General features: G+C 68.3%; 17 protein-coding genes. 4 read left to right on the forward strand and 13 right to left on the reverse strand.

Annotation, left to right across the window (positions count from 1 at the left end):
- Positions 1-5 precede the first annotated feature (5 nt).
- The 13 genes from GO606_RS06295 to GO606_RS06355 all read right to left on the reverse strand — a co-directional run bounded on the left by GO606_RS06295 (position 6) and on the right by GO606_RS06355 (position 17,344).
- Positions 6-2,366, reverse strand: a complete 2,361-nt coding sequence (locus GO606_RS06295) for a heavy metal translocating P-type ATPase (protein ID WP_169120174.1) — start codon at positions 2,364-2,366, stop codon at positions 6-8.
- Positions 2,367-2,667: 301 nt separating this feature from the next.
- Complete coding sequence (locus GO606_RS06300) at positions 2,668-3,132, reverse strand: hypothetical protein (protein ID WP_169120172.1); 465 nt, start codon at positions 3,130-3,132, stop codon at positions 2,668-2,670.
- A gap of 253 nt (positions 3,133-3,385) precedes the next feature.
- Positions 3,386-3,784 carry a type II toxin-antitoxin system VapC family toxin gene (locus GO606_RS06305; RefSeq protein WP_169120170.1) on the reverse strand — a complete coding sequence of 133 codons (399 nt, stop codon included), beginning with the start codon at positions 3,782-3,784 and terminating at the stop codon, positions 3,386-3,388.
- Positions 3,781-4,017: a ribbon-helix-helix protein, CopG family gene (locus GO606_RS06310; RefSeq protein ID WP_169120168.1), complete on the reverse strand. Its 237-nt coding sequence runs from the start codon at positions 4,015-4,017 to the stop codon at positions 3,781-3,783. Before GO606_RS06310 ends, GO606_RS06305 begins: the two co-directional genes overlap by 4 nt.
- Before the next feature lie 168 nt (positions 4,018-4,185).
- Positions 4,186-4,578, reverse strand: a complete 393-nt coding sequence (locus GO606_RS06315) for a hypothetical protein (protein WP_169120166.1) — start codon at positions 4,576-4,578, stop codon at positions 4,186-4,188.
- A gap of 28 nt (positions 4,579-4,606) precedes the next feature.
- Positions 4,607-7,738 carry an efflux RND transporter permease subunit gene (locus GO606_RS06320; RefSeq protein ID WP_246979413.1) on the reverse strand — a complete coding sequence of 1,044 codons (3,132 nt, stop codon included), beginning with the start codon at positions 7,736-7,738 and terminating at the stop codon, positions 4,607-4,609.
- A 10-nt stretch (positions 7,739-7,748) separates the two neighbouring features.
- Complete coding sequence (locus GO606_RS06325; RefSeq protein ID WP_169118769.1) at positions 7,749-8,888, reverse strand: efflux RND transporter periplasmic adaptor subunit; 1,140 nt, start codon at positions 8,886-8,888, stop codon at positions 7,749-7,751.
- 20 nt (positions 8,889-8,908) lie between these two features.
- Positions 8,909-9,481: a hypothetical protein gene (locus GO606_RS06330; protein ID WP_169118768.1), complete on the reverse strand. Its 573-nt coding sequence runs from the start codon at positions 9,479-9,481 to the stop codon at positions 8,909-8,911.
- On the reverse strand, positions 9,478-10,692 hold the full coding sequence (locus GO606_RS06335) for a TolC family protein (RefSeq protein WP_169118767.1): 1,215 nt from the start codon (positions 10,690-10,692) through the stop codon (positions 9,478-9,480). The genes GO606_RS06330 and GO606_RS06335 overlap by 4 nt, the downstream gene beginning before the upstream one ends.
- Positions 10,693-10,799: 107 nt before the next feature.
- Positions 10,800-13,973: an efflux RND transporter permease subunit gene (locus GO606_RS06340; RefSeq protein WP_169118766.1), complete on the reverse strand. Its 3,174-nt coding sequence runs from the start codon at positions 13,971-13,973 to the stop codon at positions 10,800-10,802.
- A gap of 1 nt (position 13,974) precedes the next feature.
- Positions 13,975-15,531 (reverse strand): efflux RND transporter periplasmic adaptor subunit, encoded by a 1,557-nt coding sequence (locus GO606_RS06345; protein ID WP_169118765.1) that lies wholly within the window; start codon positions 15,529-15,531, stop codon positions 13,975-13,977.
- Entirely contained in the window at positions 15,528-16,832 is a 1,305-nt protein-coding gene (locus tag GO606_RS06350; protein WP_169118764.1) for a TolC family protein, read from the reverse strand. The genes GO606_RS06345 and GO606_RS06350 overlap by 4 nt, the downstream gene beginning before the upstream one ends.
- A gap of 152 nt (positions 16,833-16,984) precedes the next feature.
- A complete protein-coding gene (locus GO606_RS06355) occupies positions 16,985-17,344 on the reverse strand; it encodes a copper-binding protein (RefSeq protein WP_246979414.1) in 360 nt (119 codons plus the stop codon).
- A gap of 374 nt (positions 17,345-17,718) precedes the next feature.
- On the opposite strand from GO606_RS06355, the gene GO606_RS06360 reads away from it, so the two are divergent.
- The 4 genes from GO606_RS06360 (at position 17,719) to GO606_RS06375 (ending at position 21,991) form a co-directional block, all read left to right on the forward strand.
- On the forward strand, positions 17,719-20,034 hold the full coding sequence (locus GO606_RS06360) for a bifunctional salicylyl-CoA 5-hydroxylase/oxidoreductase (protein ID WP_169118763.1): 2,316 nt from the start codon (positions 17,719-17,721) through the stop codon (positions 20,032-20,034).
- A 179-nt stretch (positions 20,035-20,213) separates the two neighbouring features.
- A complete protein-coding gene (locus GO606_RS06365; protein WP_169118762.1) occupies positions 20,214-20,738 on the forward strand; it encodes an ATPase in 525 nt (174 codons plus the stop codon).
- Positions 20,735-20,965 (forward strand): hypothetical protein, encoded by a 231-nt coding sequence (locus GO606_RS06370; RefSeq protein ID WP_169118738.1) that lies wholly within the window; start codon positions 20,735-20,737, stop codon positions 20,963-20,965. Before GO606_RS06365 ends, GO606_RS06370 begins: the two co-directional genes overlap by 4 nt.
- A 216-nt stretch (positions 20,966-21,181) precedes the next feature.
- On the forward strand, positions 21,182-21,991 hold the full coding sequence (locus GO606_RS06375) for a proteasome-type protease (protein WP_169118761.1): 810 nt from the start codon (positions 21,182-21,184) through the stop codon (positions 21,989-21,991).
- Positions 21,992-22,034: the final 43 nt, after the last annotated feature.

The raw sequence follows: 22,034 nt of genomic DNA on the forward strand, positions 1-22,034 counted from the left end.
GGCACTCACGCCGTGCCCAGTTTCCGGCGCTTCAGCAGGGCCGAGTTGACGATGACCGACAGCGAGGACAGCGCCATCGCCGCGCCGGCGATGATCGGGTTGAGGAAACCGAGCGCCGCAATCGGGATGCCGACCGTGTTATAGGCGAACGCCCAGAACAGGTTCTGCTTGATCTTGCGCATCGTCGCCCGCGACAGACGGATCGATTCGACGACGTCGCGCACGTCGTTGCGGATCAGGATGATGCTGCCGGTTTCCTTCGCGACGTCCGAGCCCGAACCGATGGCGATGCCGATGTCGGCGGTGGCGAGCGCCGGCGCATCATTGACCCCGTCGCCCACCATCGCGACGCATTTTCCCTGCTGCTGCAGCGACTGGATGATCTTCGCCTTGGATTCGGGCAGCACCTCGGCGATGACCTCGGTGATCCCCAACTCCTTCGCGATGGCGTTCGCGGTGCGCTGGTTGTCTCCGGTCAGCATCACGACGTCTATGCCTTCGGCCCGCAGCGTCGCGACGGCTTCCTTCGCCTCGGGCTTGAGCGTGTCGGCCACGGCGATGACGCCGAGCAGCGCGCCGTCCACACCGACGAGCATCGCGGTCTTGCCTTCCGATTCGAGGCGCGTCATCGCTTCTTCCGCCTGCACGGTGGCCACGCCCTCCACGTCGAACATGCGTCGGTTGCCCAGTGCCACTCGCTGCCCGTCGATCTCGCCGCGCACGCCGTGGCCCGGCACCGCCTCGAACCTCGACGTCGCCGGGAGCGTGATGGCGCGGTGCTGTGCCGCGCGCACGATCGCCTCGCCCAGCGGATGTTCGGAGCCGGCTTCGAGTGCCGCCGCCAGTTGCAGAACCTCCGCCTCGGGACGAGCGCCGAGCACCACGATGTCGGTCACGGCGGGTTCGCCGCGGGTGAGGGTGCCGGTCTTGTCGAACACCACCGTCGTGAGCTGCTGGGCGCGCTCCAGCACTTCTCCGCCGCGGATCAGGATCCCGGCTTCGGCCCCCTTGCCGACGCCGACCATCAGCGCCGCGGGTGTGGCGATGCCGAGTGCGCACGGGCAGGCGATGATCAGCACGGCGATGAAGGCGAGCAGCCCCTGCGGAAAATTGCCCGCTCCCCACCAGCCGAAGAAGGCGAGGAAGGCGACCGCCACGACGGCGGGTACGAAGTAGCCTGTGACCTTGTCGGCGATGCGCTGGATATGGGCGGTACTCGCCTGGGCGTCCTCGACCATCTTGATGATCTGCGCCAGCGCGGTTTCCGCACCGACTTTAGTCGCCGTGAAGCGGAAGGCCCCGGTGCGGTTCAGCGTGCCGCCGATGACCGGCGAGCCGACCGTCTTTTCCGCCGGCATCGACTCGCCCGTCAGCATCGACTCATCCACGGACGAGTTGCCCTCGGTAACGACGCCGTCGGTGGGAAGCCGCTCGCCCGGCCGCACGGCGACCACTTCGTCCACCATCACCGACTCGGCCGGTACCTCCATCTCGACGCCGTCGCGGATGACGCGGGCCGTCGCCGGTTTCAGGTCGAGGAGTTTTCGCACCGCGGCCGACGAGCGCTTCTTGATCATCTCCTCCATGTAGCGCCCGAGCAGCACGAATGCGATGATGACCGCGGAGACCTCGAAATAGACATCGCGCTCTTCGACCTTGACCGGCAGCACTTCGGGGAAAAACAGCACCGCAACGCTGTAGAGGTACGCCACCGAGGTGCCGAGCGCGATCAGGAAGTCCATGTTGATCGTGCGCGTGCGAATTGCGGTCCATGACCCCTTGTAGAAGCTCCAGCCGCCGATGAACTGCACCGGCGTCACGAGCAGGAACAGCCACATGCCCCAGGTGAACCAGGGCAGGGCAGGGATCGGCGCCCAGGTCACGATGGTCGCGCCCGTCGCCAGCGCGAGGAAGGCCCCGGCACGCAGGATCGCCAGCGCCAGCACGCCGGTCAGCGCAATCGCCACGCGCGTGCGCATGGATTTCAGCTCGGTTTCCGGGGATTCGAAGGTGCGCTGGCAGCCGACACTGCAGAAGTAATACGTCCGCCCCGCCCGCTCGGTCTTCAGCGCGGTCGCCTTGTTGACGACCATGCCGCAGATCGGGTCCTTCGCCATGTCCTTGCCCGCGCTCGCCGGTGCCGTCACTGGTGGCGCGCCGAGAGCGTGCTCGCCGTGCGGGTGGCGATGGGCGTGCCGGGCCGATGGGAGGGCCGGCGCCGCCGATCTTGCATAGACCGGAGCGTTCGCCTGGAACTTCGTCAGGCAGGACGTGGAGCAGAAGTAATAGCGCTGCCCCTCGAACTCGGCGCTGCCTGCCGCTGACTGCTCCTGCACCTTCATTCCGCAGACAGGGTCGATGACCATGATGGTTTCCTCGTGGAGCTCATGTATCGGGATAGACGCGCAAGCCTTTCCGCTGGATGACCGGAGCCTTATCGGGGTGTCCGTCTCAGAGCCTCTTCCACGGGCATCAGCGCTTAACTCGCATGTCATGTCCGCCTCACCCATGGCGCGACCGGTGCGCCTGGGTCGAGGTCGGTTCACCCAGCGAACGAGCCGATCACGCTGCAATCAGGCGGACTGGAGCGCCGCAGGACATGCCGCGCCAGCCCGGACGCCATGTCCATGTCACGGACGGGGCTGGAAGATGTTCAGCGGATGACGATCATTTTCCGGTGGATTTACCCGTCGGCTTCGGCATCCGCTCCATCATCATCTGCATCATGTCCATGCGCCGCTCCATCTGGTGCATGCGGTTGGTGATGGCTTCGGTCGATGCGGCGCCCGTGCCCGGAGCCATCATCATTCCCATCCCCTGCATCATGCCCATGTCACCCATCATCGGGCAGCCCATCTGGCCCCTCGCCATCTGCTGGCCCAGCATCATGTTTTCACGCATGGTCTGCATGTGCTCCATCAGCAGTTTCTGCCGCTCCTCGGGATCCTTGGCTGCGGCCACGGCCTCGAGTTGCGACTGCATCTTGCTCGTGTTGTCCCGCATCTTCTGCACCGTCGTTTCGGGCGTCGGGGCGGAGACGGCCGCGGGTTGGTCGGGGTGGTGCGCATCGTCGGCGTAGGCGGGAAGGGCCGCGACCAGGGATATCGCGACTGCAGTCAGGATCGTTTTCATGATTTGTCTCCTAAGTCGGCGTAGCCGGAACCAGACAGGGAACTTGCGCAGGCCGGGTCAGACCGTTCGGCCGTTGCGTGGGCTGGAGGGTGATGCAAGTGCATGCTGCGCTCCCCGTGCTGAAGATGAATTCATCATAGCCCGCGCCGGTCGACAGGAGGCTGACGCGAAGATTACATTTCGGTCATCCTGACGCAGGGGGCGCAGGTGGAACGATATCGGCATGTTCGACCTGGATCCGCGCGGGGCAGGTTCAGCGCCAGTTTTCCACCACCAGCCCGCCGACCCGCGCGAATTCGCTGACATTGGACGTCACCACGATCAGGCCGCGGGCAAGGGCGCAGCCGGCGATCAGCACGTCGTAGGCACCGATCGGCTGTCCCTGACGCTGCAGTGCGGCGCGAATACCGGCCGCCGCCTGTGCGTCGGCGTCATCGAACGGGAAGGTCGTGATCGAGCCGAGAAAAGCGTCGATGACCGGCGCGAGTCTTCTGGCGCGCTCCGGGTTGAGCCTCAGCCCGAATTCGAGTTCCATGCGCGTGACGCTGGAAATGCCGATCAGAGTCGGCGCGGTAGCCTTGATGCGCGCCAGCACGCCCGGCTGTCCCTTGACGAAGTCGCTGACCGTGCAGGTGTCGAGCAGGTACTTCATGCCAGCGGATCCGTCAGCGGCGGTTTCAGCGTGCTGCGGCCGGCTTCCAGGGGCGGCATGTCGGCCACGCCCTCGAAGCCAAGCACTTCATCGGGCCACTGCGGCGTGCCATGCCGCGCGAGCCACTCGCTCACTGCCTTGCGGATCAGCGCGTTCTTCGTTTCCCCGGTACGTTCGGCCGCGGCAACGAGCTGCCGGCCGGTCTGGTCGTCGAGGTAGATGTTGAAGTTCATGACGTTTCCCGATGAATATAACATGTTCAGATGTTATGTTCGCTGGGGGGAAGAATCAAGCTTTCCACCGGAAAAACGCAGCGACGAATCCGGCTGTCGGCCATGCGCGGTAGCGGCAGGTTTGTCGTAGCCGCGCGAAGCTTCGACCGCCGGTCCCGGCTCGCGTCCTTACTTGATCGCGAAGCGCGCCGTCGCCGGCGCCTTGCCCGCCAGCGTGACCACCGCGACGGCCTTGGTGCCGGGGGCGACCTTGAACGTGCCTTTCGCTTCGAGCTTGTTGTCGCCGGCGGGCGCGAGGCTGGCTTCGCTCTTTTCGGCGCCGCTCAGCAGCGTGACTTTCGCGGTCGCGCCGGTCGTGTCGATCTTCCGGCCGTGGTCATCGAGGTAGAGGCTCAGCGTGTCGGGCGTCGCGACGAGCTCATAGACGACTTCCTTCACTTCGACGACCGCTCCGCCGTGTTTCGGCGCGAGGTCGTGGCCGGCGCCGGCGAAGGCGGCCGGAGCGGACAGGATCGCGACGGCGGCGAGCAGGGTGGCGAGAGGGGCGGGCAGGGTCTTCATGGTTTCTCCTTCGGGGTGGGGAGGGCGTTCACGGGGAACATCGGTACGCGTCCTGGCCCGCGTCGGCGACGAGGCGTTCGATCGGTTTGCGGCCGAAGAGCCACACCATCGCCGGCGTCAGGAAAGTGTCGAGCAGCGTCGAGCTGATCAGGCCGGAGAAGATCACGACCGCGACCGGATGCAGGATCTCGGTGCCGGGCTGCTCGGCCTCGAACAGCAGCGGCGCGAGCGCGAACGCGGCGACGAGCGCGGTCATCAGTACCGGCGTCAGGCGTTCGAGCGAGCCGCGGATGAGCATCTGCTGGTCGAACTTCTCCTCCTCGAAGGCGCACAGGTTGATGTAGTGGCTGACCTTGAGGATGCCGTTGCGCGTCGAGATGCCTGCCAGCGTGATGAAGCCGATCAGCGCGGCGACCGACAGCGGCTGGCCGGAGAGCCACAGGCCGATCACCGAGCCGACCAGCGCGAGCGGGATGTTCACCATGATCATCAGCGCAAGCGCGGTGCTGCGGTAGCGGCTGTAGAGCACGAGGAACACCATCGCCGCCGACACCAGCGACAGCAGGCCGATCAGGCGGCTCGATTCCTCCTGCGCCTCGAACTGCCCGCCGAGGTCGACGAAGTAGCCTTCCGGCAGCGGCGTGTCGGCGATCACGCCGCGGATGTCGGCGATGACGTCCGACAGCGGGCGCTGCGACGCATTGGCCGACAGCACGATGCGGCGCTTGCCGTCGTCGCGGCTGATCTGGTTCGGGCCGTCCGATTCGTCGATGTGCGCAAGTTTCGCGAGCGGCACGCGTCCGGCGGGCGTGTCGATCAGCACGTTGGCGAGGCCGCCGACCGAGCGCGCGGCATCCGGCAGGCGCAGCACCAGGTTGAACCGCCGGTTGCCTTCGATGACCTGCGTGATGCGCTCGCCGTCGACGAGCATCTTCAGCTCGGCGAGCAGCTTCGACGGCGGCAGGCCATAGGCTTCGGCGGCGTCGAAGTCGACGCGCACCTTGATCTGCGGCGTCAGCACCTGCTTTTCGATCTCGAGGTCGGCCAGGCCCTCGATACCGGCGAGCCGCCCGCGCAGCGCGTCGGCCTGCGCGCGCAGCGTGTCGAGATCGTCGCCGAAGATCTTGATCGCGATCTGCGCGCGCACGCCCGACAGCAGGTGGTCGATGCGGTGGCTGATCGGCTGGCCGATGCCGATGTTCGCCGGCAGGCTCGCGAGCCGCGCCCGGATGTCGGCGTAGATGGGGTCCAGCGGGCGTTCGCTCGGCCCGAGGGCGATGTCGAGCTCCGACGAATGCACGCCCTCGGCATGCTCGTCCATCTCGGCGCGGCCCGAGCGGCGGCCGACATGCACGACTTCGGGCACCTCGCGGATCGAGAGCTCCGCCTGCTGCGCGATGCGCACCGACTCGGTCAGCGTCGTGCCGGGGTTCAGCCGCAGGCCGACGAGCACCGTGCCTTCGTTGAACGGCGGCAGGAAGGTCGTCGGGAAGAACGGCACGAGCGCGAGCGCGGCGAGTACCGCGACGGCGGCGGCGGCGACGAGCAGCCGCGCATGCTCGAAGCCCCAGTGGAGCGCCTTCGCGTAGCGCGCCTTCAGCCACTGCACGAGCTTCGGCTCGCCGTGGTCGAGGCTCGTCATGCGCGGCAGCAGATAGAACGCCATCACCGGCGTCAGCGTCACCGACACCAGCATCGACGCGAGGATCGACGTGATGTACGCGACCCCGAGCGGCATGAACAGCCGGCCTTCGATACCCGGCAGCGCGAACAGCGGCACGAACACCAGCACGATGATGAAGGTCGCATAGACGATCGCCGAGCGCACTTCCAGCGTCGCCTTGCCGATGACTTCCAGCGGGTTGAGCCGCGCGTGCCCTTCGGCGCCGCGCTGGCGGTCCTGCTTCAGGCGCCGCAGCACGTTCTCGACGCCGACGACCGCGTCATCGACGAGCTCGCCGATCGCGATCGCCAGGCCCCCGAGCGTCATCGTGTTGATCGACATGCCGAAGTAGCGGAACACCAGCACCGTCGTCAGGATCGAGGCCGGAATCGCGACGAGCGAGATCAGCGTCGTGCGCAGGTTGGCGAGGAACAGATACAGCACGACGGCGACGATCGCCGAAGCGGCGACGAGCTTGCCCTGCAGGTTGCCGATCGACGACTCGATGAAGTTCGCCTGGCGGAAAGTCACGCGTGGCGCGTCCATGCCGGCGGGCAGCGACTTCTTCAGCTCGCCGAGCGCCGCTTCGACTTCGCGCGTGAGCTTCACGGTGTCCGCGTCGGGCTGCTTCTGCACCGACAGGATCACCGCCGGCTGGCCGTTGAAGCCGGCGTCGCCGCGCTTGATCGCCGGCGCGAAGCTGACCGCGGCGACCTGCTTCAACAGGATGCTGCGCCCGTTGCGGGAGGCCACCGGCAGCCGTTCGAGATCGGCGAGCCGGGTCGTGTGGCCGATGTGGCGGATCAGGTATTCGCGCGCGTTGAGTTCGAGGAAGCCGCCGCTGGTGTTCGCCGAAAAACCCTTCAGCGCGCCCGCGATGTCGTCGACGCTGACGCCGAGCGCGGCCATGCGCGCGGTGTCGGGCTGCACCTGGTACTGGCGCACCTCGCCGCCGATCGGGATCACCTGGGCGATGCCGGGCACCGCCAGCAGCCGCGGGCGCAGCACGAAGTCGGCGTATTCGCGCGTCGCCATCGGGTCGATCCGCAAAGGGTCGATCGGCATCGCGATCAGCAGGATTTCGCCCATGATCGAGCTGATCGGCCCCATCGCCGCGTGCTCGATGCCGGCGGGGAGCTGGTCGCGCACGGTCGTGAAGCGCTCGTTGACGATCTGGCGCGCGCGGTAGATATCGACGCTCCAGTCGAAGCTGACATAGACGAAGGCGAGGCCGACCGACGACACCGAGCGCACCGCGCTCACGCCCGGCAGCCCGCTCATCGACACTTCGAGCGGGATCGTGATGAGCTGCTCGACCTCTTCGGGCGCCATGCCGCCGGCTTCGATCTGCAGCGTCACCTGCGGCCGGTTCAGGTCGGGGAAAACGTCGACCGGCGTGCGCACGAGCGTGAGGCCGCCGTAGATCATCATGACCGCAGCGAGCGCGAGCACCATCAGGCGGTTGCGCAGGGATTGATGGACGAGCCAGTCGAACATGCGGGGCCCTTCAGCGAACCTGATTGACGAGCGGCGCGCCTTCGACGACGACGCGCTCGCCGGCAGCGAGCCCGGCGGTGACGGCCACGGTCGCGCCGTCGAGCGGGCGGTAGCGCACCGTGCGCGGCGCGAAGCGCTCGGCCGTGCCATGCACCCAGACGATCTCCTGGTTCGCGGAGTTCTTGACCAGCGCTGCGCTCGGCACCGGGATGCCGTCGATCTGTTCGCGTGTCTGCACGATGACCTGCAGCGGCTGGCCGACGGCGAGCGGCGGCGTGCTGCCGGGGACGGTGCGGAACAGTACCGGCAGGCTCTGATCGCGCAGCGTGCTCCCGGCGCCGACCCATTCGAGCGGGAACGCGGTCCTGCCACCATCCACTGATGCGGACGCCTGGGCGACACCGACCGCCTGCGCGGCGTCGTGCGCGATCGCTTCGACCTGCAGCCGAGCGGGATCGACGATCTCGAACAGCAACTCGCGCGCCTCGACGACCTGCCCGGCGACGACGTGGCTCGCCGCGATGACGCCCGACACCGGCGCGACCAGCGTCTCGCTGCGGGCCAGGCTGCCGCCGATCGCCCCTAGCCGCTCGCCGAGGCTCTGCACGTCGATGCGCGCGGCGTCGATCTCCTTCTGCGGCACGCTGCCTTCGAGCTGCTGCAGGCGCTCGAGGCGCTTCTTCGCGATCTCGAGGGTGGCGCGCAGCTCGGCGGCCTGCGCGCTCTGCTCGGCGCGCTCGATCGGGCTCGCCGACGGGCGCACGACGGCGAGGACTTCGCCCCGGCGCACGGCCTGGCCGAGCACCGGCAGGCCGCGGGCGCCGGCCTCGATGCGCCCGTCGATCGTCGGCTGCACCTTGCCGCCGGCGTTCGGGTCCATGACGACGCGGCCGATCCACTGCCATGTCTGCGGCAGCGACCGGGGCTCGGCGATCACGGTGCGCACCCCGAGCTGACGCTGCGCGCGCTTCGGCAGGAACACTGATCCGTCCGGCAGGCGCTTGGGCGCGTCGGCGGGGGCGACGAGCGGCGTCTCGTCGCCGTGGTCGTGGCCGGCGTCGGCGACGACCGCCCCCGGTACGAGGAAGGCGACGAGCGTGGCCGCCGCGACGAGCCCGCGCGCGGCAGGTGGACAATGCAAGGTATTCATCAAGGATCCGTTCGAAGGGTTCACGCGCCCGGGCGCGGGCGGCGTTGCAGGCGGGCGCGCACGCCCAGGCCGAGCGTGACGAGCGCGAGCACGCCGCCTGCGCCCCACAGCAGGCGCTCGCGGAGCGACGCGCTGCCGGTGGCCGCGTCGACCGCCGGCGCTGCCACCACCAGATCGGCCGCGAGCAGGTCCACGTCGTCACCGGCGCTGACCGTGAGCATCACCGGATACGTCCCGGGCGCCGCGAACGGCGTGTCGCCGAAGCGGTAGCTGCCCGCCTCCACCGGCTCGCCGACGCTCCGGTAGCTGCCGGATTCGAGCTCGACGCGGGCCCCGGCCACCGGGGCGTTCGTCGCGTAGTCGTCGAGCGTCAGCGCGAGCTCGCCGCCGCGCAGCGTGCCGACGACTTCGAACAGATCCGAGTGCGCCTCGAAGCGCGGCAGCGCCGCGCCGCTCGTGACGATCGGCGCCTCGTCGTGATCGTGGCCGCCCTCGTGGCCGGGGCCTGCCAGCGCCGGCGCGGCGAGGCCGACGGCGAGCGCCAGCGCGAGTCGGCGAACGAAGCCGGGAACGGTGCGGAAGAAGGGATTCAAGGCAATAATCCGTAAGCTTGTCGGAGCCGGGACGCGGCGCGCCCGGTTTCGAGGCGCGCACGGGCGAGCGCGAGCTGCGCGTTGAAATGGTCGTTCTCGGCCCGCAGCCGCGCCGGCAGGTCGATCTCGCCGAGGTCGAACGCTTTCGCGAGAAGTTGCCGGGTGTCCGCGGCAAGCCGTGCGTGCTCGGCGCTGAAACGCTCGGCATCGCGCGCGCGGTCGAGCTCGGCGCGCGCGATGTCGATGCCGGCCAGCACGCGCTCGCGCTGCAGCGCCGCCCCGCTTTCGGCTTCGACGAGCTCGGCGTTCGCTGCGGCGATGCGGGGTCGGTTGCGCGCGTCGGTGCCGAACGGCACCCGGATGCCGACGGTGGTCGTCGTCGCGTAGCGCGCGCCGAATTCGCCGCGCTCGCGCGTCACGCCGAGGATCAGCTCGGGCGCGTCGCGCGTGTCGGCGCTCGCGTGGCGCAGCCGGTTGCGCGCGACGGCCGTGGTCTGCCGCAACTCGACGAGCCCGGCATGGTGATCGACGTCGGCCGCGGCGGGCTCGGGCTCCTGCCCGACCGGCGGCGCGGTGAGCCCGGTCAGCGCGGCGTACAGGCGCTCTTCGCGCCGCAGCCCCGCCTGGGCCCGAGCGAGCGCGGCGCGCGCCTGCTGGACCGCGGCCTGCGCGTTGTTCGCATCGACCCGCGCAAGGTCGCCCGCCGCCACGCGCCGCGCGACGTCGGCGGCCAGCGCTTCGGCTTCGCCGACGCGGCGCTCGTCGGCGTCGGCTTCGCTCGCCGCCAGACGCAGTGACCAGATCGCCTCGCGTACTTCGCCGGCGATCTCGAGCCGGGCGCGTACGAGCCGGGCTTCGAGCGCGTCGCCTTCGGCGTCGGCGAGCGCCACGGCCGCCGTGCGGGTGCCGGGCAGCCATAGCGGCACCTCGAGTTCCGCTTCGATCTCGCGCGCGCCTTCGTCACGGTTCAGTTCGTCGGAGCGCCGGGTCAGGGTCAGCGCAGGCGGCTCCGGGGTCCAGCTCGCCGCGGCGCCGCGCCGCGCGGCCTGTTCGTCGCGGCGGGTGCCCGCGGCGCGGGCGTTCACGCTGCGCGACCATGCCGCCTCGACGGCCTGACGGAGCGTCGGCAGCGGCGCCGCATCCGGCGGCTGCGCCGAGGTCCCGCCCGCGGGGGCGAGGGCGAGCAGCAACAGCGTGCCGGCGGCGAACATCGTTCGGGAAATCGCCGACCGCGGCGGGTTAAGGTTAAGGACCCCGGAGCTCCGAGCGTGAAAACGGCAGCGGAAAAAGTCGACCGGCGTGCCGTGCAGCTTCGCGTTCATCGGCTCGTCACCGCCGGTGCCGCGACCGGTGCGCCCGCACCGGATTGCAGCTCCCGCCGCAGCTGCCACTGCTTGACGAGCGCATACAGCGCGGGGATCACGCCGAGCGTCAGCACCGTCGACGAGATCATGCCGCCGACCATCGGCGCGGCGATGCGGCTCATGACTTCGGAGCCGGTGCCCGTGCCCCACATGATCGGCAGCAGGCCCGCCATGATCGCGATGACCGTCATCATCTTCGGCCGCACCCGCTCGACCGCGCCTTCCATGATCGCTTCGTAAAGATCGGCGACCGTCGGCTCGCGGCCTTCGGCGAGCCGTTTCGCGCGGATCGCTTCCCAAGCGTGATCGAGGTAGATCAGCATCACGACGCCGGTTTCGGCCGCGACGCCGGCGAGCGCGATGAAGCCGACCGCGACCGCGACGCTCATCTGGTAGCCGAGCCACCACATCAGCCACACGCCGCCGACCAGCGCGAACGGCACCGACAGCATCACGATCAAGGTCTCGGTCAGGCGCCGGAAGTTCAGGTACAGCAGCACGAAGATCAGCCCGAGCGTCAGCGGCAGCACGACCTTCATCTTCTCCTTCGCGCGCTCCATGTACTCGAACTGGCCGCTCCAGGTCGCGTAGTAACCGGGCGGGAACGTCACCTCTCCGGCGACCGCCTGCTGCGCGCGCTTGACGAATGCGCCGAGGTCGGCGTCGCGCGTGTCGACGTATACGTACGCGGCGAGCAGCGCGTTCTCGGTGCGGATGCCGGGCGAGCCGCGCGTGAGCCGCACGTCGGCGAGCTGGCCGAGCGGGATCGGGCCGCTCGTCGTCGGCACGTACACTTCGGCCGCGATGCGCTGCGGGTCGTCGCGCAGGCCGCGCGGGTAGCGCACCGTGACGTTGTAGCGTTCAAGCCCTTCGACCGCAGTCGTGACCATGTCGCCGCCGAGCGCGGTCGCGACGACTTCCTGCAACGCATTGACCGTCAGCCCGTAGCGCGCGAGCTGGTCACGGCGCGGCACGATGTCGAGGTAGTAGCCGCCGCTGACGCGCTCGGCATATGCGCTGGACGCGCCCGGGACGTTGCGCACCGCGGCTTCGACCTGTTTGGCGACCTGCTCGATCGTCGCCAGATCGTTGCCGAACACCTTGACGCCGATCGGCGTGCGGATGCCGGTCGCGAGCATGTCGAGGCGCGCCTTGATCGGCATCGTCCAGGAGTTCGCGACGCCGGGGAATTTCAGCGCTGCGTCCATCTCGGCGATCAGCCTGTCGGTCGTCATGCCTGGCCGCCAGTCGGTCTGCGGCTTGAGGTTTACGACCGTCTCGAACATCTCTAGCGGCGCCGGGTCGGTCGCCGACAGCGCGCGCCCGGCCTTGCCGTAGACCGATTCGACTTCGGGGAAAGTCTTGATGATGCGGTTGGTCGTCGCCAAGAGGCGCCCGGCTTCGGTCACCGACATGCCGGGCAGCGCCGCTGGCATGTAGAAGAGGGTGCCTTCGTTCAGGGTCGGCATGAACTCGGAGCCGAGCTGGCGCGCCGGGAACACCGTCACGGCCATCGCCGCCACCGCGGCGACGAGCGTCAGCACTTTGTGTCGCATCACGCCGCGGATGATCGGCCGGTAGACCCAGATCAGGAAGCGGTTCACCGGGTTCTTCGCCTCGGGCAGGATGCGCCCGCGCACGAAGAACAGCATCAGCACCGGCACCAGCGTCACCGACAGGATCGCCGCGCCCGCCATCGCGAAAGTCTTTGTGAACGCGAGCGGCGAGAACATCCGGCCTTCCTGCCCTTCGAGCGTGAACACCGGCAGGAACGACACGGTGATGATCAGCAGCGAGAAGAACAGCGCCGGCCCGACTTCCTTGCACGCGCGGATGATCGTGTGCGTACGGTCGGCCTGTGTCGCGCCCTCCGGCAGATGTTCGAGGCGCTTGTGCGCGTTCTCGATCATGACGATCGCGGCATCGACCATCGCGCCGATCGCGATCGCGATGCCGCCGAGACTCATGATGTTCGAGCCCAGGTCGAGGAAACGCATCGCGATGAACGCGATGAGGATGCCGAGCGGCAGCGTGATGATCGCGACGAACGCGCTCCTGACGTGCAGCAGGAAAATCACGCAGACTGCCGCGACGATCAGGCTCTCTTCGAGCAGCGTCCACTTCAGGTTCGCAATCGCGCGCTCGATCAGCGTCGAGCGGTCATAGACCGGCACGATCTCGGCGCCTTCGGGCAGGCCCGGCGCGATCTCGGCGATCTTCGCCTTGACGTTCGCGATGACGTCGAGCGCGTTCTGGCCGAAGCGCGCCATGACGATGCCGCTTGCCACTTCGCCTTCGCCGTTCAACTCCGCGATGCCACGGCGCTCGGCCGGCACGAGCTCGACGCGGCCGATGTCGGCGACGCGCACCGGCGTGCCGCCTTCGGTTTTGAGCACCAGGTTCGCGATGTCGTCGGCGCCGCGCAGATAGCCGCGGCCGCGCACCATGTATTCCTTCTCGGCCATCTCGACGACGCGCCCGCCGACGTCGCGGTTCGACTCGCGGATCACGCGGCTGACGTCGTCGAGCGCGAGGCCGAAGGTCGCGAGCCGGTGCGGGTCGACGGTGACCTGGTATTCGCGCACGAAGCCGCCGACGCTTGCGACTTCCGACACGCCGCCGGCTTTCGTCAGCTGGTAGCGGATGTACCAGTCCTGCAGGCTCCTCGTCTCGGCGAGCGACAGGTTCTTGCCGGTCACCGCGTACTGATAGACCCAGCCGACACCGGTCGCATCCGGCCCGATCTGGGGTGCGACGCCCTGCGGCAGCCGGCCGGCGACCGACGACAGGTATTCGAGCACGCGCGAGCGCGCCCAGTAGATGTCGGTGCCGTCCTCGAAGATCACGTAGACGTAGGACGCACCGAACATCGAGAAGCCGCGCACGACTTTCGCACGCGGCACCGCGAGCATCGAGGTCGTCAGCGGATAGGTCACCTGGTCCTCGACGACCTGCGGCGCCTGGCCGGGGAAGTCGGTGAACACGATCACCTGCACGTCCGACAGGTCCGGCAGCGCGTCGAGCGGCGTGTTCTTCACCGCGTACAGCCCGCCGCCGATGACGAACAGCGTCGCGAGCAGCACGAGGAAGACGTTCTTCGCGGACCAGTCGATGAGGCGGTCGAGCATGTCAGTGGCTCCCGTGTCCGTTCGCGGCCGCCGGTTTCGCCCCGTTCGCCTTCTCGACTTTCGTGACGACGAATTCGCCGGGTTGGCGCTGCTCGAACTCGAATCGAACCGGCGTGCCGGGCGCGAGGTCGGCGACGAGCTCGGGCGACGCCACCGCGAAGTCCATCGTCATCGCCGGCCATTGCAGCGCGGGGATGTCGCCGTGCGTCAGCGTGACGGTGTTCGTCGCCGGATCGACGGCGTCGAACGTTCCTTCGGCCTCGTACGTTGCCGGCGCTGCGGCCGGGGCCGGGGCGGCGTCAGTCAGGTTCGACAGCGCGGCCTTCAGCTGGCTTTCGGAGTCGATGAGGAAGTTCGCCGACGTCACGACGCGGTCGCCGGCCTCGACGCCTTCGAGCACTTCGACGTGCTCCGTGCCGCGCTCGCCCAGGCGCACCGGCTGTGGCTTGAAGCGGCCTTCGTCGAGCGCGATCAGCACGACCTGGCGCACCCCGTCGTCGATGACCGCGGACGTCGGCACGGTCACGCGCGGTGTCGGCGAGCCGGACGCGAGCTCGACGTGCGCAAACATGCCCGGGCGCAGCAGGCCTTCGCGGTTGTCCAGTTCGAGGCGGATGCGGGTGCTGCGCGTCTCGACGTTCAGCGTCGGGTAGAGATAGCCGATTTTCGCGTCGAAGCGGCGGTCCGGGAAGGCGTCGAGCGTTACGCTCGCCGGCTGGCCGACGCGCACGCGCGCGAGGTCGCGCTCGAAGATGTCGGCGATGACCCACACTTTCGCCAGGTCGGCGATGCGATAGACCGCTTCGCCGGGCATGAAGCGCGCGCCCTGCACCGCGTTCTTCTCGAGCACGACGCCGTTCGCCGGCGAATGGAAAGTCTGGCGCTGCGCGATCTCGCTGCCACGCGGCATGCCGACCTGCCAGTTCTGCAGGCGCTCGCGCGTCGCGTTGGCGAGCCGGCGCGCCGCTTCCGATGCGATCGGGTCGGTGGCGGCACTGTCGCGCTGTAGCCGCTCGGCGATGCGCAGTTCCTCGCTGGCCGACAGCAGCTCGGGGCTGTAGATCGTGAACAGCGGCTGGCCGCGGCGCACCGGGTCGCCGACCGCATTGACGTGCAGGCGCTCGATCCAGCCTTCGAAGCGTGGCGCGACGTCGACGACCGCGCGCTCGTTGAGCTCGACGCGCCCGACCGCGCGCACTGCGGCCCCGACGACGCGCATCTCGGCGACGGCGGTCTTCACGCCGAGCGTCTGTACGCGCGCCGGGCTGACGACGACGGCGCCGCTGTCGTCGGGCTTGTCGTCGGCATAGACCGGGAGGTAGTCCATGCCCATCGAGTCCTTCTTCGGCACCGGTGAGGTGTCGGGCAGGCCCATCGGGTTGCGGTAATAGAGGATCTGGCGTTCGCTGCCGGCGCCTGCGGCCGTGCTTTCGGCGGCCGTCGTGGTGCCGCCGGCCGCGGGAGCAGGGTCGGCGCGGCGGCTGCCCGCCCAGTAGCCGGTGCCGAGCGCGAGCGCGACGGCGACCGCCGCGAGGGAAAGTCGTACGGCGGGCTTCACGGCTGTTCTCCTGCAAGTTTTTCGATTTCGGCGAGCGCCAGGCGGGTGTCCACGTCGGCTTGCAGCAGCGCCATGCGCGTATCGACGAGCTGGCGCTCGGCTTCGAGCACGGTGTCGAAGTCGACGCGCCCCGTCGAGAACGCGGCACGGGTCGCGTCGCGCGTCGCTTCGGCCTGCGGCGTCAGCGTGCCGCGCAGGAGCTGCAGCGTCTCGTGGCCGCTGGTGAACGCGGCGTACGCGCTGCCGAGCTCGCCGAGGAGCCGCGCTTCGGCCGCAGCGCGCCTCTGGTCGGCGGCGGTGACCATCAGCGCCGCCTCGCGCTCGCGGGCGCGCCGCGCCGACTGCTGCAGCGGGATCATGACTTCGAACATCACGTCCCACGAACCTTCGCCGCCGCGCGGGCGGTTGTTCGTCAGCCCGACGCTGAAGTCCGGGTAGCGGTCGCGCCACGTGCGGTCGCGTTCGAAGCGTGCCGCGTCGATGCCGCGCGCTTCGGCGGCGATCGCCGGATGGGTCGCGCGCGTGCGTTCGACGAGAGGCGCGAGGGCGACCGCCTGCGGCAGCGGCGGCGGTTCCTGCGGCGCCGCGAGGGCGCTGCCGGGCGCGCGGCCGAGCAGCGCGTTCAGTGCCGACGCCGTGCCGCGGCGGCGCTGTTCGACGCCGACGAGCGCGAGCCGCTGCGACGTGATCTCGCGCTGCGCGCGCAGCACCGCCTGCTGCGGCAGCAGGCCGAGGCGGTAGCGCGACAGCGTGATCTCCTCGAGGCTCTGCAGCAGCGCCAGCGCGTCGCGATTGAGCCCCGCTTCGCGGTCGGCAGCGTAATAGCGCAGCCACGCCGCCTTGATCTCGGCAGCCATGTTCGCCCACGCCGCGTCGCGGGCCGCCTCTGCCTGGTCCGCGCGGGCGCCCGCCGCGCGCTCGGCGAGCTCGCGTTTGCCCCACGCCGGCAGCGGCTGGATGACGCGGTAGCGGGTTTCGCCGACTTCGCCCGGCACGAGCGTCGTCGGGCCGCCGCGCATGCGGTTCGTGAAGTCCATCAGCTCGACCTGGAAGCTCGGGTCGGGCAGCGCGCCGGCGGGCTCGACCCGTTCGCGGGCGGCATCCGCTTCGGCGCGGTCGACGGCAAAGGCCGGGTTGTTCACGCGGGCGTATTCGATCAGGCCGGCGAGGTCGGCGCCGAGGGGCGGCGCAGCGGCAGCGGGCGGCGTGGCGTCCTGCGCGTGGCCGAAGGCGCTCGCCGCGAGCACGGCGATGCCCGCGGCCAGACGCAGGGAACGCAGGCCGGCGATAAGCGGTTTCATCGGATGTCCGGAAAAAGTGGGGGTGGCCGGAGCCGGTGGACGGGGAAGGTGACCGGGCGAAACGGCGGGTCGAGCGAGCCGCAGCCGCAACGCCGTCCGGCTGCGGCGCGTCACGCCTGTTTCGCCGTTATTTCTTCGCCCTTATTTGGCCCTTATTTCGCGATTTCCAGCTTCGTCACCGTGAACACCCCATCGACGCGCTGCGCGGCGAAGCGGATCCTGTCGCCCTCCCTGACCGCGTCGAGCATCGACGGGTCGGTCGCGCGAAAGGTCATCGTCATCGGCGGCATGCCCAGGTTCTCGAGCGGGCCGTGGCTGATGGTGATCTTGCCGGCGGCCTTGTCGACTTTCTTGACGGTGCCTTCCGACAACGGAGCTTTCGCGTCGGCGACAGGCATCGCGGCGCCGTGAGCGGCATCGTGTCCGTGCCCGCTCATCGCAAAAGCCGGACCGGCAGCGGCGAGCGTGGCGAGGAGGGCGAACGTGGCGAGGGGGCAGGTGAGGGGCATCATGGATCCTGTGTTGCGGTGATTGGAATGAAGTATGAGGTCGTAATACCGACCGGAGGCTGACGGGGAGATTACATTTTTGTCAGCCGGGGCCGGGCCGCGAGGCAGCGAACCCGCGGCCGGCTGGCGGGAAGGAATATGCGATATGTGTGGATCGGCGCGTTCCATGCAGAAGGCGAATCTTTGTACAGGACGCTCCCGGTGTCGAGCGGAACATCGCCATTCCCCCGCCATTCCCATCGGCGCGCCCCCCCGTGAAAGGGGGCGCGCGGCCTGCCGGCGTGGGGCAAATTGTCGCTGTGGCGCGGCCCGGCCGGACCCTGCAGGGACGGCGCCGGCCCCGCGTCCGCAGGCGCAACGAACGAAGGAGACCTGGCATGCGCATCGTGTGTATCGGCGGCGGACCCGCAGGGCTGTATTTCGCGATCCTGATGAAGAAGCTGAACCCGGCGCACGAGATCGCCGTCGTCGAGCGCAACCGGCCGTACGACACGTTCGGCTGGGGTGTCGTGTTCTCGGATGCGACGATGGACAACATGTGCGAATGGGACCCGGCGACGGCCGATGCGATCCGCGTCGCGTTCAACCACTGGGACGACATCGAGCTGCATTTCAAAGGCCGCACGATCCGCAGCGGCGGCCACGGTTTCGTCGGCATCGGGCGCAAGAAGATGCTCAACATCCTGCAGGCGCGCTGCGAGGAACTCGGCGTCGAGCTGGTGTTCGACCGCGACGTCGAGTCGGACAGCGAGTTTCCCGACGCGGATCTCATCATCGCCTCCGACGGCATCAACTCGCGCATCCGCAACAAGTACGCCGAAGTTTTCAAACCGGACATCGTCACGCGGCCGAACCGCTACATCTGGCTCGGCACGAACAAGCTCTTCGACGCGTTCACGTTCCTGTTCGAGAAGACCGCGCACGGCTGGTTCCAGGCGCACGTCTACAAGTTCGACGACACCACGACGACTTTCATCGTCGAATGTCCCGAGCACGTCTGGAAAGCGCACGGGCTCGACCGTGCCGACCCGGAACAGTCGATCGCATTCTGCGAGAAACTGTTCGCGAAGCATCTCGACGGCCATCCGCTGATGACGAACGCGCGCCACCTGCGCGGCTCGGCGTGGCTGAACTTCCAGCGCGTCAAGTGCGAGCAGTGGCACCACGACAACGGCAGGAGCCACGTCGTGCTGATGGGCGACGCGGTGCATACCGCGCATTTCGCGATCGGCTCGGGCACCAAGCTCGCGATCGAGGACGCGATCGAGCTCACAAGGCTGTTCCGCGACGAAGGCGACACGGCGGACCACATCCCGGCAGTGCTCGCCCGCTATCAGGCAGCGCGCAACATCGATGTGCTGCGGCTGCAGAACGCCGCGTGGAACGCGATGGAATGGTTCGAGGTCTGCGATGCGCGCTACTGCGATACGCTCGAACCCGAGCAGTTCATGTACTCGATGCTGACGCGCTCGCAGCGCATCTCGCACGAGAACCTGCGCCTGCGCGACGCGGCTTGGCTCGAAGGCTACGAGCGCTGGTTCGCGAACAACGCGGGGCTGCCGACCACGGCCGGCGAGGCGCCGCCGCCGATGTTCACGCCCTTCACGCTGCGCGGCCTGACGCTCGCGAACCGCGTCGTGGTGTCGCCGATGGCGATGTACTCGGCCGACGACGGCAGCGCGAACGACTTCCACCTCGTGCATTTCGGCTCGCGCGCGCTCGGCGGCGCCGGGCTGCTGTATACCGAGATGACCTGCGTGTCGCCCGACGCGCGCATCACGCCGGGATGCGCCGGCCTGTACAAGCCCGAGCACGTCAATGCATGGAAGCGCGTCGTCGATTTCGTCCACGCGAATTCCGCCGCAAAGATGGGCATCCAGCTCGGCCACGCCGGCCGCAAGGGCGCGACGAAGCTCGCGTGGGAAGGCATCGACGAGCCGCTCGAAGCCGGCGGCTGGCCGCTGATGTCGGCGTCGCCGCTGCCGTACCTGCCGCATTCGCAAGTGCCGCGCGAGATGACGCGCGACGACATGGAGCGCGTGCGCGACGACTTCGTGCGCGCGACGAAAATGGCTGCCGAGGCCGGCTTCGACATCCTCGAGCTGCACTGCGCGCACGGCTACCTGTTGTCGAGCTTCCTGTCGCCGCTGACGAACCGGCGCCGCGACGAATTCGGCGGCGGACACGCGAACCGCGCGCGCTTCCCGCTCGAAGTGTTCCGCGCGATGCGCGCAGTGTGGCCTTCGAGCCGCCCGATGTCGGTGCGCCTGTCGTGCCATGACTGGTTCCCCGGCGGCAACACCGCCGACGACGCGGTCGAGTTCGCGCGTCTCTTCAAGGACGCCGGCGCCGACCTCATCGACTGCTCGTCGGGCCAGGTGTGGAAAGGCGACCGGCCGGTCTATGGACGCATGTACCAGACGCCGTTCGCCGACCGTATCCGCAACGAAGCCGGCATCCCGACCGTCGCTGTCGGCGCGATCTACGAGGCCGACCACGCGAACAGCATCATCGCCGCGGGCCGCGCAGATTTGTGCGCCGTCGCGCGCCCGCACCTCGCCGATCCGGCCTGGACGCTGCATGAAGCGGCGAAGATCGGCTTCGGCGACGTCGCATGGCCGAAGCAGTATCTGTCCGCGCGCAGCCAGTACGAGACGAATCTGCGGCGCGAGGGGGCAGCGCCGGGCAAGTGAACACCGGGTCGTTTGCATTGGGGGCACTCATTGCTACAACTTTCTCGTGCTGCTCGCCGAGATAGGTGTCTGGTAGACTTGTGACGATTTCGAGGCTGTTCTACCGGGTGCCTATTCCATGACAGCCGAACTGCGGGTCATCACCTCCAGGCAAACCCCTTCCGCGCTGAATGGGTGACATGGCCAGCGAGCGCAAGGTCATCATCATCGCGGGGCCAAACGGCGCGGGCAAGACGACTTTCGCGCGAGAGTTTTTGCCCAATGAAGCGGGTTGCCCGGTGTTCGTGAACGCCGATCTGATTGCCGCCGGTCTGGCGCCCTTTGCGCCTGAAACGGCTGCAGTGCAAGCGGGGCGACTGATGTTGGAAGAGTTGAAGCGCCATTTTGCGGCACGCGAGAGTTTCGCTTTTGAAACTACGCTGTCAGGGCGTGGGTACCTCCGTCACATTGTGCGCTGGCAGTCCGCGGGCTATCGGGTGAAGCTCATTTTCTTGCAACTTGCTCAACCGGACGAGGCGGTTGCGCGTGTTGCCCAACGTGTGAAGCAGGGCGGACACAATATTCCCGAAGAGGTCATCCGGCGCCGGTTTGCAGCAGGGCTGGTTAATTTTTCCGAACACTATGCCCCCCTGGTCGACGCGTGGGCGCTGTATGACAACTCCGGGCCCAGCCCGGTGCTGCTCGACTGGAGTGAAAAGCTATGAACGCATTGCCGATTTCTCAGGCACGCGACGCCGATTTGCGCTTCTCACAAAAAGCCCTGGAGCGGGCCGCGGCGCGCGCAAGCCAAATGGCTGCACAGACTGGAACCGCGTTGATCGTGTTTCGCAATGGACGGGTGGAGACCATCCAGCCGGCAGGAGGTCATGTGTCCATTCACACGCCCCGGACGGTGAAGGAGCCCGAATCCAACTACGGCGACAAGTCATGACTGCTTTCGCGTCAAGAAAGTGAGTTGGCGCGGGCAGGGAGCCGGTCTTGCTTCGGACGTGAGCCCGGGCACAGCACAAAACGCCGCTGGCCCGGTCTAACCGGACAGTTTTGCGTGCTGTGCCCGATGTAACCCGTTAACGCGGAGGAATTCCGACGTGACACCGGCGGCCGCGGGCAGCCCCGCGGGATTCCTTCGCTCGCACCCGGGGGGTTCATGACATATTGTGTCGCCATGCGTCTGGACGCAGGTCTGGTCTTTCTGTCCGACTCCCGTACCTATGCCGGCGTCGATCACATCAACACTTTCCGCAAGATGCATTTCTTCGAGCGCCACGGCGAGCGGGTGCTGGTGCTGATGACGGCGGGCAACCTGTCGATCAGCCAGTCCGTCGTCAACACGCTGCGCGAACGGATCGAATCGGGCGGGGGGAGGAACCTGTGCAACGTCCCGACCATGTTCGAGGCGGCCAAGCATGTCGGCGACTGCCTGCGCGAAGTCCACGCGCGTGATGCCGAATCGCTGAAGGAATTCGGCGTCGATTTTTCGGCCGGGCTGCTGCTCGGAGGCCAGATCCGGGGCGAGGAACCGCGCCTGTTCCAGCTCTATGCGGCCGGCAATTTCACCGAGGCGACGCAGGAGACGCCGTATTTCCAGATCGGCGAATCCAAGTACGGCAAGCCGATCATCGTGCGGATTATCACGCACACGACTTCGCTCGACGAAGCGGTGAAATGCGCGCTGGTATCGATGGATTCGAGCATCCGCTCGAACCTCTCGGTGGGCCTGCCGCTCGACTTGCTGGTCTATCAGCGCGACGCGCTGCGCGTCGGCCATTACTGTGTCATCCGCGAGGACAACGCCTATTTCGCGCTGATCCGCAAGCTCTGGAGCCAACGGCTGCGCGAGGCATTCGGCGCCCTGCCCGATCCGGACTGGGAGAATATCCAGCTCACCGCGGAAGCACTGCGGCAAAACACCTGCCTCAGCGCGCCGCGCAGCGAAAAACGCGAAGACGAAAGCTAGGCGGGGCCGGCCGGACACGATCGTGTGGCCGGCCCCTCGCCGC

This window comes from Aromatoleum anaerobium (assembly GCF_012910705.2).
GTDB classification, from domain to species: domain Bacteria; phylum Pseudomonadota; class Gammaproteobacteria; order Burkholderiales; family Rhodocyclaceae; genus Aromatoleum; species Aromatoleum anaerobium.

Bases quoted from the DNA above. Each gene is read 5' to 3' on its own strand.
- GO606_RS06295 (WP_169120174.1), bottom strand. From the start codon at position 2,366: ATGGTCATCGACCCTGTCTGCGGAATGAAGGTGCAGGAGCAGTCAGCG.
- GO606_RS06300 (WP_169120172.1), bottom strand. From the start codon at position 3,132: ATGAAAACGATCCTGACTGCAGTCGCGATATCCCTGGTCGCGGCCCTT.
- GO606_RS06305 (WP_169120170.1), bottom strand. From the start codon at position 3,784: ATGAAGTACCTGCTCGACACCTGCACGGTCAGCGACTTCGTCAAGGGA.
- GO606_RS06310 (WP_169120168.1), bottom strand. From the start codon at position 4,017: ATGAACTTCAACATCTACCTCGACGACCAGACCGGCCGGCAGCTCGTT.
- GO606_RS06315 (WP_169120166.1), bottom strand. From the start codon at position 4,578: ATGAAGACCCTGCCCGCCCCTCTCGCCACCCTGCTCGCCGCCGTCGCG.
- GO606_RS06320 (WP_246979413.1), bottom strand. From the start codon at position 7,738: ATGTTCGACTGGCTCGTCCATCAATCCCTGCGCAACCGCCTGATGGTG.
- GO606_RS06325 (WP_169118769.1), bottom strand. From the start codon at position 8,888: ATGAATACCTTGCATTGTCCACCTGCCGCGCGCGGGCTCGTCGCGGCG.
- GO606_RS06335 (WP_169118767.1), bottom strand. From the start codon at position 10,692: ATGTTCGCCGCCGGCACGCTGTTGCTGCTCGCCCTCGCCCCCGCGGGC.
- GO606_RS06340 (WP_169118766.1), bottom strand. From the start codon at position 13,973: ATGCTCGACCGCCTCATCGACTGGTCCGCGAAGAACGTCTTCCTCGTG.
- GO606_RS06350 (WP_169118764.1), bottom strand. From the start codon at position 16,832: ATGAAACCGCTTATCGCCGGCCTGCGTTCCCTGCGTCTGGCCGCGGGC.
- GO606_RS06355 (WP_246979414.1), bottom strand. From the start codon at position 17,344: ATGATGCCCCTCACCTGCCCCCTCGCCACGTTCGCCCTCCTCGCCACG.
- GO606_RS06360 (WP_169118763.1), top strand. From the start codon at position 17,719: ATGCGCATCGTGTGTATCGGCGGCGGACCCGCAGGGCTGTATTTCGCG.
- GO606_RS06365 (WP_169118762.1), top strand. From the start codon at position 20,214: ATGGCCAGCGAGCGCAAGGTCATCATCATCGCGGGGCCAAACGGCGCG.
- GO606_RS06370 (WP_169118738.1), top strand. From the start codon at position 20,735: ATGAACGCATTGCCGATTTCTCAGGCACGCGACGCCGATTTGCGCTTC.
- GO606_RS06375 (WP_169118761.1), top strand. From the start codon at position 21,182: ATGACATATTGTGTCGCCATGCGTCTGGACGCAGGTCTGGTCTTTCTG.